This is a genomic window from Chelativorans sp. M5D2P16 (genome assembly GCF_034427935.1).
Taxonomy (GTDB): Bacteria; Pseudomonadota; Alphaproteobacteria; order Rhizobiales; family Rhizobiaceae; genus Chelativorans.
Window position 1 is genome coordinate 282519 of sequence record NZ_JAXQNM010000003.1, and the last position, 15647, is coordinate 298165.

Sequence of the window (15647 nt, forward strand, 5' to 3'; positions counted from 1 at the left end):
GCTGATCGGGCTGAGCCGGCGGCCCCTTCGCGCTTCGCAGATCGATCGGGCGCGAGTGTCAAACCGGTGGCGTGCGAAAGGCACCGCCGCGATCCTCGTCTCAAGCCACCCGCAGCCAATCACAAATACCCGTTGAAGCCCGTTTCAACCTCTTCTCACTCATTGGTTGAAACGCTACCGTTCCATCCACAGTGGAGGATTTTTGGATGGAACGCAAGAGTATCGACCGCAAAAAAAGGCGGAAACCGAGCGGGGCGGCTGTCATGCGACCTGAACTGACGACAGCCCTGTACAGGGCGCTTTTCGAGGAGTGGGCGCAGACCGGCTACACGGGAATGAGCCTGGAGCGGGTGGCGGATCGGGCAGGCGCGGGCAAGGCCGCCATCTATCGGCGATGGCCGTCGAAACTTGAGTTCGCGTGCGACGCGATACAGAGCGTCGCGTTCATGCGGTTGGGTTTCGCCGACCAGGGCTCTCTACAGGCAGATATCCTTGCATACCTTAGAGCCACGCGCACGGTTCTGCGACATCCTCTTGTGCGCCGGATAATCCCTGATCTGATTGCACAACGTTCACGTTCGAATGAACTGTCGGCGATTCTGCATGACATAGCAGTGGCACGGAGACAGTTCGGAAATCAACTGCTGGACCGCGCAATCGCCCGGAATGAACTCCACGAGCACCTCGACAGGGAACTCGCGATGGATCTGCTCTTTTCCGCGCTCTATGGGCGCATGATCATCCGGAGGAAAACCTTCACGAATTCTGACCTCGACAGGCTGGCCATTGCTATGGATGCAGCAATCAAGGCCTGCTGACCAGCCCGCTGGCTGCTGCGTTAGGCCTCCACAAATCAAAGCGCAAGATCGGCATCTTCACAGCATGGATCGCGACGCGGCTGCTGCAGCTTCTCTCTAGGGTTCTTTCCTGTACACCGTTCGGCGCCTCGCTGCCGAGCGACGGGGTCACGGACCAGCCCCTGATCGTCCGGAAAAAACTGAACCATGAGGAAGAGACCGACGACCATGCCCCCGCACGACGATCAGAACCTGCGCCTGACAACAACCGCCGGCACCCCCGTTTCCGACAACCAGAACAGCCTCACCGCGGGCGATCGCGGACCGGTTCTCATGCAGGACTGGCAGCTGATCGAGAAGCTGGCTCATCAGAATCGCGAGAGGATTCCCGAGCGCGTCGTCCACGCCAAGGGTTGGGGCGCGCACGGGCTGTTCAGGATAACGGGCGACATATCGCATCTGACCTGCGCCAAGGTGCTGCAGCCCGGCGCCGAGACTCCCATGATTGCGCGTTTCTCGACGGTTGCGGGAGAAATGGGGGCGGCCGATCATGAGCGGGACGTTCGTGGCTTCGCGCTTAAATTCTATACGGAAGAAGGCAATTGGGATCTGGTGGGCAACAACACGCCGGTCTTCTTCGTGCGTGATCCGCTCAAGTTCCCCGATTTCATCCACACGCAGAAGCGCCACCCGCGCACCAATCTGCGATCAGCGACGGCGATGTGGGACTTCTGGTCCCTGTCGCCGGAGAGCCTGCATCAGGTGACGATCCTCTTCTCCGACCGCGGCCTGCCGGTCAGCCCGATGCATATGAACGGCTACGGCAGCCACACCTACAGTCTTTGGAACGACAAGGGCGAGCGGGTCTGGGTCAAGTTCCACTTCAAGACGTCTCAAGGGCATCGCCACTACACGAATGCCGAGGCGGAGGAGGTCGTGGGGCGAACCCGCGAAGGGTATCAGGAAGCGCTGTTCGGCGCGATCGAGGAGGGAAACTATCCTCGCTGGATCGTGCAGGTTCAGGTCATGACGGAAGCGCAGGCGGGCGAGTTGCCCTTCAACCCGTTCGACGTCACGAAGGTCTGGCCCCATGCCGATTTTCCACCGATCGAGATCGGCGTGCTTGAACTCAACCGCAATCCGGACAATTACTTTGCCGAGATCGAGCAGTTGGCCTTCAGCCCATCGAACGTTGTGCGCGGCATCGGCCACTCGCCCGACAGGATGCTGCAGGGCAGAATCTTCGCCTATGCCGACGCCCATCGCTACAGGCTGGGCACGCACTACGAGGCGCTGCCGGTCAACCGGCCCCGGTGCCCGGTGCATCATTATCACAAGGACGGGGCGATGCGCTTCTTCGGCAACATGCCCAATGCCGATGCCTATTACGAGCCGAACAGCTTCGGCGGCCCGGTGGAGGACCGATCGTTCATCGAACCACCGCTCCAGATCGAAGGTCCGGCTGCCCGGTTCGATCACCGGGACGGAAACGATGACTACAGCCAGCCCCGCGCGTTGTTCCTGCTGTTCGACGACGCGCAGAAGGCCAGGCTGTTCGCCAACATCGCCGCCGCAATGAAGGGCGTTCCCGAATTCATCATCGAACGCCAGATCGAACTTTTCCGCCAGGTCCATCCGGATTTCGGCGCCGGCGTCTGCGCGGCGCTTGACGCGGTGGACCCGCAATTTTGATCTCGCCGGGCCGATGCGAAAACCCATCTGAAGGTCCATAAGCAATAAGGGAAACCAGGCGCGGAAGGCATCACGGGAATGACCAGCGGCATACACCACGTCACCGGCATCACCTCCAATGTGCAGGCCAACGTCGACTTCTATGTCGGCTTTCTGGGGCTAAGGCTTGTGAAGCGCACCGGAGGCTACGCGGACGCCGAGCAGTTGCATCTTGTCTATGGAGATGGGCTCGGCAGTCCCGGCTCGTTGCTGACGTTCCTTGTCTGGGAGGCGGCGGGCCGCGGCCGTACGGGCATCGGCCAGGTATCGGAAGTGGCGTTGGCGGTGCCGCCAGTTTCGCTCGGTGACTGGATTACCAAGGCGCTCGCCGCCAACATTCCGCTCGAGGGTCCATCTCGCGAGTTCGCGGAGCCGGTCCTCCGGCTGAAGGATCCGGACGGGCTGATCGTAAAGCTGGTCGGAGTGGACATGGCAACGCCGGCCCCACTTCCGGACGCACCCACCCGGCTGCGGGGCGTCACACTCCTGACAGACAAGGCGGTAGAGACCGCACGCTTTCTCACACGTTTCGGGTACACGGAAGACCAGCGCTCAGGCGTTACACAGCGCATGGGTTCCGATACCGACATCGTCGATATCAGGGAGGTGTCGGGTTTCGTGCCTTCCGTGTCCGGCGGCGGGGTGCCCGACCATGTCGCCTTTCGGGCGCGCGACATCGATGAGCTCCGCTCCATGCGGCTTTCGCTGAAGAGCCACGGGCCAACCGAGGTTCATGATCGGAAGTACTTCGTGTCCCTCTACGTTCGCGATCCCGCCGGCATACTGATGGAATACGCGACCGATGGGCCGGGCATGACCATTGACGAAGCGCCTGCCGAGCTTGGCCAGACACTGTTTCTGCCGCCGCATGATGCCGATCGCGCAGAGGATCTGAGGGCAATGCTTCCACAGTTTGCCCTGCCCGGCGAAGAGCGGTTTCCGGCCCGCGACCTTCCTTTCATACACCGTTTCAACCGGCCGCAAAATCCGGACGGCACGACCTTGGTGCTGCTGCATGGCACCGGCGGCAACGAAGCCGATCTGATGCCGATCGCACGACGCATAGCCCCGCATTCGGCGCTGCTCGGCGTGCGTGGCCGAGCGACCGAGGAAGGAACCAATCGCTGGTTCCGCCGTATCGATGCAACGACGTTCGATCAGCAGGATATCCGTGGCGAAGCCGAAGCCTTCGCGGCGTTTGTCGAAGGCGCCGTAACCGGCTATGGCCTCGACCCCGACAAACTCGTCTTCCTCGGCTATTCCAACGGCGCCAACATGCTGGCGGCGGTCCTCCAACTTCATCCCGGCGTCGTGCGCCGCGCGATTCTGCTTCGTGGCATCCAGCCCCTGGCGAAACCACCGGCCTTGGATCTCTCGGACACGAGCGTACTGGTGCTAACCGGACGTGATGATGCCTTTGCTCGCAACGCGCCGACGTTGGCGGACGCCCTTCTGGCTCATGGAGTGCGCGTCAACAGTCTGGAGCTCTCAGCCAATCATGAACTGGCCGCTGCAGACGTCACTGAATCAACTGAATGGATTCAGCGAAAACTCTCTATGAACAGGTAGTCCCTTTGCACGAGCAGTCCTATTCGTGGGCAGGCCTCGCGATCACCTCGACGAATGCCGCTTACGATCAGCCCCTGCGCATCAGGATCATCTTTTCCTGTGTCATGTCGCGCATTGTGTAGGGAATGCCGCCGGTGCCGTATCCGGACTCCCTGCGGCCGGCAAAGGGCATCCAGTCGGTGCGGAACGCGGTGGGGTCGTTGATCATCACGGCTGAGGCATCGAGGCGGTCGGCGGCGCGCATCGCGACGTCGATATCCTGTGCGAAGATGCTGGCCTGGAAGGCCGTCGGTAGCCCGTTGGCCTGACGGATTGCATCGTCGAGATCGCGGTAGCGATAGACCGCGACCACCGGGCCGAACACCTCCAGCGTCGATATCTTCGCGTCGGCGGCCGGGTTGAGCAGAACCGCCGGCTCCAGCGTCGTCTCGGAGAGGCGCTTGCCGCCGGTCGCCAGCTTGGCCCCTCCGGCAACAGCCTCATCGATCCACTGCGCGACCCTGTCGGCCTCGCGCGGCAGGATCAGCGGCCCGACTTCGGTGTCTTTCAAGATGGGATCGGCGGTACGCAGTTTTTCGACGCGGGCGACGAGCCTCTGCGTGAAATCCTCGGTGATGTCGGCATGAACGAAGATGCGCTGCGTCGACACGCAGACCTGCCCGGCATGATAAAACCCTCCCTTGACGATGGGCTCGATGACCTTGCCGACATCGGCGCTGCGGTCGACGATGGCCGGTGCGGCCCCGCCATGCTCCAACGCCGAACGCGTGCCGGGGGCGAGCTTAGCATGCAGCGACCAGCCGACCCGGGCCGAGCCGATGAAGCTGAGGAAGGCAACGCGGCCGTCGGTCGCCAGCTTTTCGGCCAAAGCGTTGTTGTCGGTGACGAAGGTCTGGCACCACGGCTCGGTTAAGCCCGCCTCGCGGGCCAGCGCCACGAAGTCGAGGCAGGAAAGCGGTGTCGTGATCGCCGGCTTGACGATGACCGGGCAGCCGACCGCGATGGCCGGCGCGACCTGATGGACGATCAGGTTCAATGGATGGTTGAAGGCGGAGATCGCCGCGATGACGCCGATGGGTTCCTTCGTGGTGAACGCCCAGCGGTTCTCGGCTGCGGTCGACAGTCCCATCGGGATCTCGCGGCCGGCGGAGTTGCGCAGTTCGTCGGCAGCGTTGTGGACCCCATCTATGGCGCGATTGGTCTCGACAATGGCATCGGGCAGCGGCTTGCCGCCCTCGCGCGCGATCTGCATCGCGAGATGATCGCGTTTGCCCTCCATCAGCGCGGCCAGCCTGCGCAGGATGGCAATGCGCTCGTGAGGCTTGAGCCAGCCGTCGCGATCCCTGAACGTGCGCTCTGCCGCTTGCAGCTTGCGCTCCAGCGCGGCGGCATCGTCCGTCTCGATTTCCGCGATCGGCACGCGGTCAAACGCCTGAACGACCTTCAGCATTTTCGGTCTCCCTGAACTTCCGTTACTTGCACTCCACGTCCGGTGTACGGTTGCGCAGCTCGTCGACCAGCACGCGCGTGTTCTCAGAATAGTCGATCGGCACATCGACCAGATGAACACCGCCGCCGGCGAACGCCGCCTCGAGCGTCGGCACGAGATCCTCGACCGCGCTCACCCGGGAACCCGTCGCGCCATACGCCTCTGCATAGCGCACGAAGTCGGGATTGCCGAAGCTCATGCCGAAATCCGGAAAACCGTCGACCGCCTGCTTCCAACGGATCATGCCATACGCGCTGTCGTTCAGAATGACCACGACGAGGTTCAGCCCGAGCCGCACGGCGGTCTCCATCTCCTGCGAGTTCATCATGAAGCCACCATCGCCGCAGACCGCCATGACGCGGCGGTCCGGATGGAGCATTGCCGCCATCATCGCCGAGGGCAGGCCGGCGCCCATCGTCGCGAGCGCATTGTCGAGCAGCAGCGTGTTGGCGACATGGGTGCGGTAGTTGCGCGCGAACCAGATCTTGTACATGCCGTTGTCGAGGCAGACGATGCCGTCTTCCGGCATCACCTCGCGGACATCGTGGACGAGGCGCTGGGGCGTGACCGGGAAACGCTCTTCTTCGGCGCGGTCATTGAGGCGGGCGAGGATACGCTGGCGTAGATCGAGCATTCCCTCGTCAGGCGTCAGCCTTCCTTCGAGCCGTGCGGCAAGCGCCTCGACGGCGGCACCGATGTCGCCGATCACCTCGATATCCGGGTGATAGACCTGCTCGACAGTGGCCGACTGGTAACCGATATGGACGACCCTTGACCCGCCGGCGCTCTTCATCAGGAAGGGCGGCTTCTCGACCGTGTCGTGGCCGATGGCGACGATCAGGTCAGCGCGTTCGACAGCCTCGTGGACATAGTCGCCCTCCGAGAGCGCTGCGGTTCCCATATAGAGGTTCGAGCCGCCGGTGACCGCGCCCTTGCCCATCTGGGTATTGAAGAACGGCAGCCTCGTGCGCCTCACGAAGCTCGAAAGCGCCTCGACCAGCGCAGGCCGGTTGCCTGCCGCGCCGATCATCACGAGCGGCCGCTTGGCGCCGAGGATCATCTCCGCGCCCCTGTCGAGCGCGGTGGCAGGGGGAACGGAGCGCTCCAACGAGTGGCGCGGAATGACCGAGGCATTCTCGACCTCCTCGGCCGCGACGTCCTCCGGCAACTCCAGATGCACCGGCCCCGGCCGCTCCTCCATCGCGACGCGAAACGCGTCCCGCACCGTCGCGGGGATGGCGCCGGCGCTGACGATCTGCCGCGTCATCTTGGTGAGCGGCTTCATCGAGGCGACGATATCGACGATCTGGAAGCGGGCCTGCTTTGCGCTCATCACCGGCTTCTGGCCGGTAATGAGGATCATCGGCATGGCGCCGAGGTGAGCGTAGGCCGCGCCGGTCAAGAAGTTCAGCGCGCCCGGTCCGAGCGTGGCGAGGCAGACGCCGGGCTTGCCCGTCAGCCGCCCATGCGTCGCGGCCATGAAGGCCGCGGCCTGTTCATGACGCGTCAGGACCAGTTCGATGCTGGAGGTCCGCAGCGACTCCAAGAGGTCGAGGTTCTCCTCGCCCGGCACACCGAAGACGCGGTCCACGCCCTCGTTCTCCAGCGCGGCGACAAAAAGGTCCGATCCTTTGAGCATGGTTTAGAGCCTTGTGTTGACGGTTTCGACGGAACGCGCGGCGATCATGAACGGTCAGACGAACCTTCCGATCACGTATATTGCGCTGGAGGCTGGGGACTCTTGGAATCAGGTCCCCGCACGGGTTTTCTCAGGCACATGCGGTTGTGCCCATCCGACCATAGACGAGCGGTCCGCGATCCCGTCTGCTCTATAGCGCTGCAGTGACCTTCACCAACACCTCTACAGGTTCAAGCCTCGGCCGCGGAGCTCTCACCTGCGCCATATCAAGGCCCCGCCGTAATGGCGATCATCGCCGTTCCTGCCAGCATCGCGATCACCGATCGACGGGAGTGCCCTGGTGTGATGAGCGAGCATTGACGTGTCACGCTTGCTCGGAGCCGGACGGCGCAGTGGCTTCTCGGACAGCCGCTACCGCCTCGGCGATGGGTACGTCGCCGCCGGTCACCTCCAGGATCAGGCGGCTCAGGTCGGGCGATTTGAGCAGCGCGACGACCGTGGTTGCGACGTCGTCGCGCGTGATCTCCTCGTGGACCTTGGCGAGACCAAGATCGACCCGACCCGTCCCCGGATCGTTGAGAAGCGCAGAGGGGCGCACGATCAGCCAGTCGAGATCTGTCTGAACGAGCGCGATTTCCGCCCGCTTCTTCTGAACCATGTAGTGCTCGAACGAAGCGTCCATGCGCCGCTCGCGCCAAGCTTCGGGGAAGACGGAGACGAGTATGAACCGTCGCACGCCGGCGAGCGCTGCCGCCTCTGCGAGCTTGCCCGGTCCATCGCCATCGATGCGGGTCGTCGCATCGTCGCCGTCCTTGCCGCCGGCGCCGGCGCTGAAGACGACCGCGTCGGCGCCGCGCACCGCGTCGGCGAGCTCATCGACCGACATCGCGACGAGGTCGCCGAACTTGGCCTTGATGCCGAGGGACGCCAGCGCCTCGACCTGACGCTGCTGACGTACAAGACCGGTGGGTTCGTCGCCCGCCGCGGCGAGTTGCTCCCGGACACGACGGCCGACGCCGCTGCCGATACCAACGATGAATACCTTCATGCTTTTTCTCCATCGTGGGGAAGCGCAAGATCGCGACCCCGTCGACCGGCTCGCCCTCAAGCACCTCGTGAGGGCCGTAGAAGGCGAGCGGTTCTAGCGGATGCGCGTTGCGCGCGGCCGGCGTCCGCTCCCGGTAGCGATCGAGCGCCTGCTCGTCGGTAACCGTGTCACGGACGAAGACCACGTAGGCGCTCATGCCGACGCTCCGAGTTCCTCGACCAGGCGCCGGGCGGCGCCTGCGGACGAGGCCGGGTTCTGGCCGGTGATCAGCAGGCCATCCTGTACGAAGTACGGACCCCAGTCAGGACCCTTCGAATAGATGCCGCCCTTGGCCTGCAACTCGTCCTCGACGAGGAACGGCACGACTTCCGTCAGGCCGACGGCGGCCTCCTCGCTGTTGGTGAAGCCGGTGACCTTCTTTCCTTCGACGAGCGGACGGCCGTTCGGCGTCTTAACGTGACGGAGCACGCCCGGCGCGTGGCACACCAGCGCGACCGGCTTGTCCGCGGCAAGGAAGCTTTCGATCAGCGCCGCCGAGACCGGGCTTTCGGCGAGATCCCACATCGGGCCGTGGCCGCCTGGATAAAAGACCGTATCAAAATCAGCCTGGGATATGTCGGCGAGCTTCACGGTATTCGCCAGCGCTTCTCGCGCCTCGGCGTCGGCCTCGAAGCGGCGCGTGTCCTCGGTCTGGAAGTCGGGCTCGTTGCTTTTGGGATCAAGCGGCGGCTGGCCGCCGTCCGGCGACGCGAGCGTGATCTCGTAGCCAGCTTCCTTGAACACATAATAAGGCGCGGCCAGCTCTTCGAGCCAGAAACCGGTCTTGCGGCCGGTGTCGCCGAGCTGGTCATGCGACGTCAGAATCATTACAACTTTCATGACTTTATTCTCCAATAGGATGTTGGTACGGGCCGCCGCAGCGGCAAGAATAATCGCGGGCGCGGAGGTACTCACGCACCGAATGCTGGGGTTCGTGAAGCTCCGCGTCCTCATGGTAGATGGTCCGGATCGCCGCGATGCGCCGTGTAGGGTCGCGCTCGCCGAACACCAGGTCGAGATTGGCCTGCATGAGCTTCTCGAAATCCATCCGTGCCTCCATTGTGTAGTTCTGGGCGGCGACATGGATGACGAGGCTTGGACCTTTCCGGGCCGCCTCGCCATCCCTGCTCGAATCAACCCGCCGAGCTCGGCACCGGCGTGTTGAGCAGTTGCTGTTCCCACAGATAGGCGATGGCGCTGCCGCCGAGATGGTTCCTGAGGGCGTCGTTCAATTCGGTCGCGGTCTCGGCCCGAGCCCAATCGCGCTGCCATTCGGACGCCAGGGCCAGCCACGTCATCATGTTGATGCCGCCCGCGATCATGCGCTGGATCGCGACCTCGTGGGCCTCGACCGACGTGCCGCCGGACGCGTCGGTGATCACGGTCACGTCCCAGCCTTCGCCCGCCGCCTGGATTGCCGGCATCGCCACGCATATCTCTGTCCACAGACCGGCGATGATCAGTTGCTTGCGCCCCGTCGCCTTGACCGCATCCACAACCTTCGGATCCTCCCAGGTGTTGATCGTCGTGCGGTCGATCACCTCCTGGTCGGGGAACACCTCGGTGACATGCGGAAAGATGTCACCGCCCCGGGCAGCGACGACGCTGGTCAGGATCGTGGGCACGCCGAACACCTTGGCGACCTTGGCGAGCGCGGTCGTGTTGTTCACCACCGCCTGCGGGTCGTGGCTGTTCAGGTTCGCGAGCTGGTAGGGCTGGTGGTCAATCAGAACGAGGACCGAATCCTCGGGGCGAAGAAGCGAGGCAAGGCCGTTGCGAAAAGTCATTCCAATCTCCTAGGTCTTGAGGGAAGCGCTCATTGGGTGCTTGAAACTACCAAAGGCTCTCGGGCACTGCGGTGCAGGTCGTGCCACTCTGGTGCCGTTCTTGCTCCGAATCAGGCTCGTCGCTGCGCGAAGACTTGAGTTCGTTAGGTTTCTTGGAAAGGGTACGACGGCATTCGCCTATCTGCTGCCGGAACGAGTGAGTGCCGGGCTGCCCGGCGAGTGCGGAAACTGACATCTCCATCGGTGATACGGTACGGCCTGATCCTGCCAAGCTGTGTTGCGAAACGGGGAGCCGAATAGACACTGAATACTTTTGGACGTTCGTGGAAGTTGCCGATGCGGGGGGCGTTTCGGCCGCCGGCTACGACGATCGCTCGGCAGGATCAGGCGATCCGACGACAGAGGATGATGCACATGAGTTGGAACCCAGCACTCGAACCCGGTTGTCCCGACGAGGTCGGCATACACGCAATCGAGACCCTGATCGTCCCGCGTTCCCGCGACCTCGGCGATTTCCAGGTCCGGCGCGCCCTGCCGGCGCCGAAGCGGCAGATGGTCGGGCCGTTCATCTTCTTCGACCAGGCAGGGCCGGCAGAGTTGCTGACCGGGCAGGGCGTCGACGTCCGGCCGCATCCGCATATCGGCCTCGGCACGGTCACCTACCTGTTCCAGGGCGACTTCCATCACCGCGACAGCACCGGCGCTGACCAGATCATCCGTCCCGGCGCGCTGAACTGGATGGTCGCCGGGCGCGGCGTTACTCATTCGGAACGCACGTCGGCGGCTGCGCGGAGCGGCCCGAATAGCCTGTTCGGCATCCAGACCTGGTTGGCCCTGCCGGACAGCCACGAGGATGTGGCGCCCAGCTTCGAGCATCACGGCAAGGAGACGCTGCCAGTCATCGAGGATCGCGGCGTCTCGGTTCGGCTCATTCTCGGGAACGCCTATGGCAAGACCGCGCCCGCGACGATGCTCTTCGAGACGTTCTACGCCGATGTGGAGCTTGAGCCGGGAAGCCGGCTGCCCATGCCGGACAACCACGAGGACCGCGGCATCTACATCGTCGAAGGCTCGATCTCGGTCGCGGGGCAGGAGTTCGAAGCGGGGCAGATGATGGTGTTTCGGCCGGGCGACCGCATTACGGTGGCCGCCGGAGACGAGGGCGCGCGGCTGATGATCCTCGGCGGCGCGACCTTCAACGGACCGCGTTATATCTGGTGGAACTTCGTCGCCTCGTCGAAGGAACGCATAGAAAGCGCGAAGGCCGAATGGCGCGCCGCGAACTGGGGCAAGGGACGCTTCGACCTGCCTGTCGACGACCGGAATGAGCACATTCCCCTTCCGGAATGACCGGAACCAGCGTGGAGAAACGGCAATGAACAAGTGGCCCCAACTCGATTACCTTAGCTGGCGCGAAACGTGTTCGGCCCTGCATCTCTATCTGCAGATCGCAGGCAAATACCGGCTCGCGCGCACGCCGTGGCTCAACCATTCGTGGCACGCGACCTTCTACGTGACGCCGAACGGCCTGGCCTCCTCGCCCATCCCGGACGGGCCGGGCATCGAGATCCTGTTTGATCTGCGCGAGCACAAGGTTGTGGGCACCTGCGGCAACGGTCGTAGGAAATCTTTCGATCTCGGGCCGATGACCGTCGCGACATTCCACGCGAGCTTCGTGCAACTGATTTCCGAACTCGGCGGCACCCCTACCTTTAACGGCCGCCCGAACGAGGTGCCGTTCCCGGTACCGTTCGCCGAGGATGACCGCGACCGTCCCTATGACCGCGAAGCCGTTCAGCGCTTCCATCAGGGCCTGATCGCGGTCGACAAGGTCTTCAACCGGTTCCGCACCTCCTTCCTCGGCAAATCCAGCCCCGTTCATTTGTTCTGGGGCAGCTTCGACCTCGCCCTCACGCGCTTTTCCGGACGGCGCGCGCCGCTTCATCCCGGCGGCGTCCCGGCACTGCCGGACGACGTGGCGCAGGAGGCCTATGACCGCGAGGTCTCGTCAGTGGGCTTCTGGCCGGGCGGCGGCATCGACTATCCCGCCTTCTATGCCTACGCCTATCCGGCGCCGGGCGGCTACCGCGCCGCATCCGTGCAACCCGATGCCGCGTTCTGGCACGAGGGCCTGTCGGAATTCGTCCTCCCTTACGACGCTGTCCAGGCCTCCGCCGATCCGGACAAAGCCCTCATGCAGTTCCTCGTCTCGACCTATGAGGCCGCGGCCGATCTGGGCGGATGGGATCGAGACCTTCTGGAATGCGCGAACGGCAAGCCTCGACAGGTGCGCACGCCCGACGCGGCGCTGGCACGTTACGCGCCCTCGGTGGGAGACGAGAAGGTCGAGCGGCAAGATGGTCCATCGAAGGGACGCTATCGACTGGTCGTCGATGGCGTCGAGGCAGAAATGACCTACAGCCGCGCCAGCGACGGCTTAATCATCATCGACCACACGGAAGTGCCCGCGGCCCTGCGCGGACGCAAGGTGGGCGAGCGACTGGTGCGCCAGGCAATCGAGGATGCGCGGCGCGACGGGGTCGAGATCATTCCGCTGTGCCCGTTCGCGAAGGCGCAGATCGGTCGCCATTCGGAATGGCAGGACGTGCTGCGTCGGTGATGGGAGGATGGCGGCGAATCTGCGCGGCTCTGCACACCTTCCTTTCCAGCCATCTCCGGAGCGAGAGCAAAAGGTAGGAACATTCCACACGGCAGGAGCGATGAAATGAACGACGTAAAGTATCGGATTGTCGAACACGACAGCGGCTGGGCCTATCGGGTGGACGGGACTTATTCCGAGACCTTTCCCAGCCATGATGCGGCCTTCGGCGCGGCGCGGCGGGCGGCCTGCAAGCAGTTGCGGCCGGGCGAGACCACGGGCATCGTCTGGGAGGACGCGACCGGCCACTGGCACGCGGAACTCTCGCGCGCCGGCGACAGGCCCCAAGCAGAGGTCATCGGCTGATGCAGCACTGCGGGGTGAGGAACGCTCAGACCGCTTTTGGAATGGTACTCGCGCACGCCCTCGTAGCAATCCCGGCTATTTTGGCGTGGCCGCGCCGTAGCGCAGGCCATCCAGCAGCAGCATGACCATTTGTTCGATGTGTGCCGCCCCATCGTCCCCGGACGCCACGGCGAGATTGCCGATCGCGCGCAGCAGATCATAGGCAGCAACGTCGTCACGGATGTCACCCGCATCGGCAGCGGCATTCAGCAGCATCGACAAGGCGGGCGCGAACCGGATTCTGAAATGGTCCGGCAAGGTTGCGAATGCCGGATCGCCAGAATGGAGCGCGGCGGCCAACCCCTGTTTGGTGGCCAGGAAGCGCGTGTAGAGCATCAGCCAGGCCGCCAGGGCCTCCGTTGGGCTCCGCTCGGCGGCAAGCGGTTTAGCCGCATCGGCACAGGCATCGACCTCGCGACGGAACACCGCCGCCACCAGGTCGGCCCGGGTCGGGAAACGGCGGTAGAGCGTACCCAGTCCGACACCGGCTTGTTTCGCGATCTCCCGGATCGGCGCATCAACCCCTGAGCGGGCGAACACAATCTTCGCTGCTTCCAGAAGCGCTTCCTCGTTTCTGCGGGCATCGGCGCGCATTCGCGGCACCGGCGTCTCGTCATCGCTCGCGCTCGATGGCGCGATCTCGGCTGCATTCCAGTTTTTCGGCGACGCCACTTTCACAACCCTCCTTGATAAGCGGATCACTGTTCCGTATATAGGGACCGGATCATTGTTCCGTTTATTAATTCGGAGGTTCGCAGTTCCATGTCAAGTTCATCCACGGAAGACCGGGCAAAGAGCTCCGGCTTACCTGCTGTCATTTCTATCGCTCCCATCGGCTTGCCCTCGCCGAGGCGGGGCGTCGACCTGCAGGTGCGGGTATCCGCGCCGATCGCAGGCGACGCGCTGCCCGTCATCATCTTCTCGCACGGCAACGGACAGTCGCTTTACGCCTATGGCCCCCTCGCTGATTATTGGGCGGCACATGGCTTTGTCGTGATCCAGCCCAAGCATCTGGACTCGCGGATGCTCGGCCTTGCACCGGACGATCCTCGCCGCCCCCAGTTCTGGCGATTCCGCGAGGAAGACCTGGCAACCATTCTCGACGGGCTCGACCGCATAGAGAGCGAAGCACCTCTGATCCGGGGGCGGCTCGATCGCTCGCGCATCGCGGTTGCCGGCCATTCGTGGGGCGGGCAGACCGCCAGTACGCTGCTTGGCGCCACCCATCCCGATCCCGATGACGGATCGGTGGTCAACAGGAAGGATGCTCGTATCAAGGCGGGCGTGCTGCTGGCGACACCCGGCAATGGCGGTGAGGATCTGAGCGAGTTCGCAGCCCGCTCACTGCCGTTCATGCACCCGGATTTCTCCGGCATGACCACGCCCACGCTGGTCATAGCAGGTGACGCGGACAAGGGTGGACTGACCACGCGCGGACCGGACTGGTGGCGCGATGCCTACGACCTGAGTCCGTCGCCAAAAGCGCTGTTCACTGCCTTTGGCGGTGAGCATGCTCTTGGCGGCATCCCCGGTTACGAGGCGCGGGAGACGACGGACGAGCGCCCCCAGCGGGTCGCTGTGATCCAACGTCTTTCAACCGCCTTCCTCCGTAGCGCGCTCTACCCCGGCGACTCCGCCTGGGCCGATGCAGTCGCCACGCTCGCGGCCCACGCCGCGCCGGAAGGCAGCATCGAGACAAAGTGAGCGCGTCCGCTCCATCCCTCACAATCACCACCAACCCCATTGGAGTTTGCATGAACACGATTCTCATCACCGGCAGTTCGTCCGGCTTCGGACGTGAGACTGCCCGCTATTTCCTCGATCGCGACTGGACTGTCATTGCCACGATGCGCTCGCCGCGTGGGGACGTGCTGCCTGCGTCCGAGCGCCTTCGCGTCGTCGCGCTCGATGTAACCGACGCCACCAGCATTGCCCGCGCCGTGGAGGAAGCAGGTCCGATCGACGTCCTCGTCAACAATGCGGGTGCCGGCCTCATGGGCGCGCTGGAAGGCGTGTCGATCGACGCAACGCGCCAGCTCTTCGAGCTGAACACATTCGGCACCATGGCGATGACGCAAGCCGTGCTGCCCGGCTTCCGCGCGCAAGAATCGGGCGTGATCGTCAACGTGTCGTCGGCCGTGACGCTCAAGCCGCTGCCGATGCTGTCGGCCTATACGGCCAGCAAGGCGGCAGTGGAGGCGTTCAGCGAAGACCTCGCGCTGGAGGTGGAACCGTTCGGGATTCGCGTGCGGCTTATCATTCCCGGCCGTGCACCGGAAACGTCCTTCAGCGCAGCCGCCCGTGCCCGCTCGCAGAACGGCATACCCGAAGCCTATGCTGCCTGGGCCAAGCAGGTCTTCTCCGCGGCACCACAGCAGAAGGCCGAAGTCACCACCGCAAGCGACGTGGCGGAAGCGGTCTGGCAGGCGGTGACCGATGCATCCTCTCCGTTCCGCATCCCGGCTGGCGCGGACGCGGTAACGCTTGCTGCCAAGGCCGCATAACGGCGGGGTCTTGACCCTTCACTGGCCGGATCGTTCTACG

General features: G+C 64.0%; 15 protein-coding genes and 1 pseudogene. 8 read left to right on the forward strand and 8 right to left on the reverse strand.

Going from position 1 to position 15647, the window contains the following annotated elements; all coding sequences use genetic code 11:
- Positions 1–206 precede the first annotated feature (206 nt).
- The 3 genes from SIN08_RS02145 to SIN08_RS02155 all read left to right on the forward strand — a co-directional run bounded on the left by SIN08_RS02145 (position 207) and on the right by SIN08_RS02155 (position 4097).
- Complete coding sequence (locus tag SIN08_RS02145; protein ID WP_322449845.1) at positions 207–818, forward strand: TetR/AcrR family transcriptional regulator; 612 nt, start codon at positions 207–209, stop codon at positions 816–818.
- A 207-nt stretch (positions 819–1025) separates the two neighbouring features.
- Positions 1026–2489, forward strand: a complete 1464-nt coding sequence (locus SIN08_RS02150) for a catalase (RefSeq protein WP_322449895.1) — start codon at positions 1026–1028, stop codon at positions 2487–2489.
- A 78-nt stretch (positions 2490–2567) separates the two neighbouring features.
- Positions 2568–4097: a VOC family protein gene (locus SIN08_RS02155; protein ID WP_322449846.1), complete on the forward strand. Its 1530-nt coding sequence runs from the start codon at positions 2568–2570 to the stop codon at positions 4095–4097.
- Between the two features lie 67 nt (positions 4098–4164).
- Here the strand turns inward: SIN08_RS02155 and SIN08_RS02160 are convergent, their stop codons facing one another.
- The 7 genes and pseudogenes from SIN08_RS02160 to SIN08_RS02185 all read right to left on the reverse strand — a co-directional run bounded on the left by SIN08_RS02160 (position 4165) and on the right by SIN08_RS02185 (position 10099).
- On the reverse strand, positions 4165–5547 hold the full coding sequence (locus tag SIN08_RS02160; RefSeq protein ID WP_322449847.1) for an aldehyde dehydrogenase family protein: 1383 nt from the start codon (positions 5545–5547) through the stop codon (positions 4165–4167).
- A gap of 22 nt (positions 5548–5569) precedes the next feature.
- Positions 5570–7225 (reverse strand): acetolactate synthase large subunit, encoded by a 1656-nt coding sequence (locus tag SIN08_RS02165; RefSeq protein WP_322449848.1) that lies wholly within the window; start codon positions 7223–7225, stop codon positions 5570–5572.
- A 364-nt stretch (positions 7226–7589) separates the two neighbouring features.
- Entirely contained in the window at positions 7590–8273 is a 684-nt protein-coding gene (locus SIN08_RS02170) for an NAD(P)H-binding protein (protein ID WP_322449850.1), read from the reverse strand.
- A gap of 58 nt (positions 8274–8331) precedes the next feature.
- Positions 8332–8469: pseudogene (locus SIN08_RS23580) on the reverse strand (DUF1330 domain-containing protein); the annotation flags it as partial.
- Entirely contained in the window at positions 8466–9152 is a 687-nt protein-coding gene (locus SIN08_RS02175) for a type 1 glutamine amidotransferase domain-containing protein (RefSeq protein ID WP_274425485.1), read from the reverse strand. The pseudogene SIN08_RS23580 and the gene SIN08_RS02175, both read right to left, overlap by 4 nt.
- Before the next feature lie 4 nt (positions 9153–9156).
- Positions 9157–9360 (reverse strand): hypothetical protein, encoded by a 204-nt coding sequence (locus SIN08_RS02180; protein ID WP_322449851.1) that lies wholly within the window; start codon positions 9358–9360, stop codon positions 9157–9159.
- Positions 9361–9445: 85 nt separating this feature from the next.
- The gene (locus SIN08_RS02185) at positions 9446–10099 is read right to left on the reverse strand and encodes a hydrolase (RefSeq protein ID WP_322449852.1); all 654 of its coding nucleotides are present in this window, start codon (positions 10097–10099) and stop codon (positions 9446–9448) included.
- A gap of 414 nt (positions 10100–10513) precedes the next feature.
- Here SIN08_RS02185 and SIN08_RS02190 point away from each other — a divergent pair, with 414 nt between their 5' ends.
- The 3 genes from SIN08_RS02190 (at position 10514) to SIN08_RS02200 (ending at position 13064) form a co-directional block, all read left to right on the forward strand.
- A complete protein-coding gene (locus SIN08_RS02190) occupies positions 10514–11449 on the forward strand; it encodes a pirin family protein (protein ID WP_322449854.1) in 936 nt (311 codons plus the stop codon).
- Positions 11450–11474: 25 nt separating this feature from the next.
- Entirely contained in the window at positions 11475–12719 is a 1245-nt protein-coding gene (locus tag SIN08_RS02195; RefSeq protein WP_322449855.1) for a DUF5996 family protein, read from the forward strand.
- 105 nt (positions 12720–12824) lie between these two features.
- Positions 12825–13064 (forward strand): DUF2188 domain-containing protein, encoded by a 240-nt coding sequence (locus SIN08_RS02200; RefSeq protein ID WP_322449856.1) that lies wholly within the window; start codon positions 12825–12827, stop codon positions 13062–13064.
- A gap of 75 nt (positions 13065–13139) precedes the next feature.
- Here SIN08_RS02200 and SIN08_RS02205 read toward each other — a convergent pair whose 3' ends face one another.
- Complete coding sequence (locus SIN08_RS02205) at positions 13140–13697, reverse strand: helix-turn-helix domain-containing protein (RefSeq protein ID WP_322449896.1); 558 nt, start codon at positions 13695–13697, stop codon at positions 13140–13142.
- A 168-nt stretch (positions 13698–13865) separates the two neighbouring features.
- On the opposite strand from SIN08_RS02205, the gene SIN08_RS02210 reads away from it, so the two are divergent.
- Together SIN08_RS02210 and SIN08_RS02215 are read left to right on the forward strand one after the other, a co-directional pair.
- The gene (locus tag SIN08_RS02210) at positions 13866–14807 is read left to right on the forward strand and encodes an alpha/beta hydrolase family protein (protein WP_322449857.1); all 942 of its coding nucleotides are present in this window, start codon (positions 13866–13868) and stop codon (positions 14805–14807) included.
- Positions 14808–14857: 50 nt separating this feature from the next.
- Positions 14858–15607, forward strand: coding sequence for an SDR family oxidoreductase (locus tag SIN08_RS02215; protein ID WP_322449858.1), 750 nt, complete (start codon positions 14858–14860; stop codon positions 15605–15607).
- Positions 15608–15647 lie beyond the last annotated feature (40 nt).

What these genes read in the sequence shown, in the direction of transcription:
- SIN08_RS02190 (WP_322449854.1), top strand. Translation starts at nt 10,514, where the DNA reads ATGAGTTGGAACCCAGCACTCGAACCCGGTTGTCCCGACGAGGTCGGC.
- SIN08_RS02145 (WP_322449845.1), top strand. Translation starts at nt 207, where the DNA reads ATGGAACGCAAGAGTATCGACCGCAAAAAAAGGCGGAAACCGAGCGGG.
- SIN08_RS02165 (WP_322449848.1), bottom strand. Translation starts at nt 7,225, where the DNA reads ATGCTCAAAGGATCGGACCTTTTTGTCGCCGCGCTGGAGAACGAGGGC.
- SIN08_RS02180 (WP_322449851.1), bottom strand. Translation starts at nt 9,360, where the DNA reads ATGGATTTCGAGAAGCTCATGCAGGCCAATCTCGACCTGGTGTTCGGC.
- SIN08_RS02200 (WP_322449856.1), top strand. Translation starts at nt 12,825, where the DNA reads ATGAACGACGTAAAGTATCGGATTGTCGAACACGACAGCGGCTGGGCC.
- SIN08_RS02185 (WP_322449852.1), bottom strand. Translation starts at nt 10,099, where the DNA reads ATGACTTTTCGCAACGGCCTTGCCTCGCTTCTTCGCCCCGAGGATTCG.
- SIN08_RS02205 (WP_322449896.1), bottom strand. Translation starts at nt 13,697, where the DNA reads ATGCGCGCCGATGCCCGCAGAAACGAGGAAGCGCTTCTGGAAGCAGCG.
- SIN08_RS02210 (WP_322449857.1), top strand. Translation starts at nt 13,866, where the DNA reads ATGTCAAGTTCATCCACGGAAGACCGGGCAAAGAGCTCCGGCTTACCT.
- SIN08_RS02160 (WP_322449847.1), bottom strand. Translation starts at nt 5,547, where the DNA reads ATGCTGAAGGTCGTTCAGGCGTTTGACCGCGTGCCGATCGCGGAAATC.
- SIN08_RS02155 (WP_322449846.1), top strand. Translation starts at nt 2,568, where the DNA reads ATGACCAGCGGCATACACCACGTCACCGGCATCACCTCCAATGTGCAG.
- SIN08_RS02170 (WP_322449850.1), bottom strand. Translation starts at nt 8,273, where the DNA reads ATGAAGGTATTCATCGTTGGTATCGGCAGCGGCGTCGGCCGTCGTGTC.
- SIN08_RS02195 (WP_322449855.1), top strand. Translation starts at nt 11,475, where the DNA reads ATGAACAAGTGGCCCCAACTCGATTACCTTAGCTGGCGCGAAACGTGT.
- SIN08_RS02150 (WP_322449895.1), top strand. Translation starts at nt 1,026, where the DNA reads ATGCCCCCGCACGACGATCAGAACCTGCGCCTGACAACAACCGCCGGC.
- SIN08_RS02175 (WP_274425485.1), bottom strand. Translation starts at nt 9,152, where the DNA reads ATGAAAGTTGTAATGATTCTGACGTCGCATGACCAGCTCGGCGACACC.
- SIN08_RS02215 (WP_322449858.1), top strand. Translation starts at nt 14,858, where the DNA reads ATGAACACGATTCTCATCACCGGCAGTTCGTCCGGCTTCGGACGTGAG.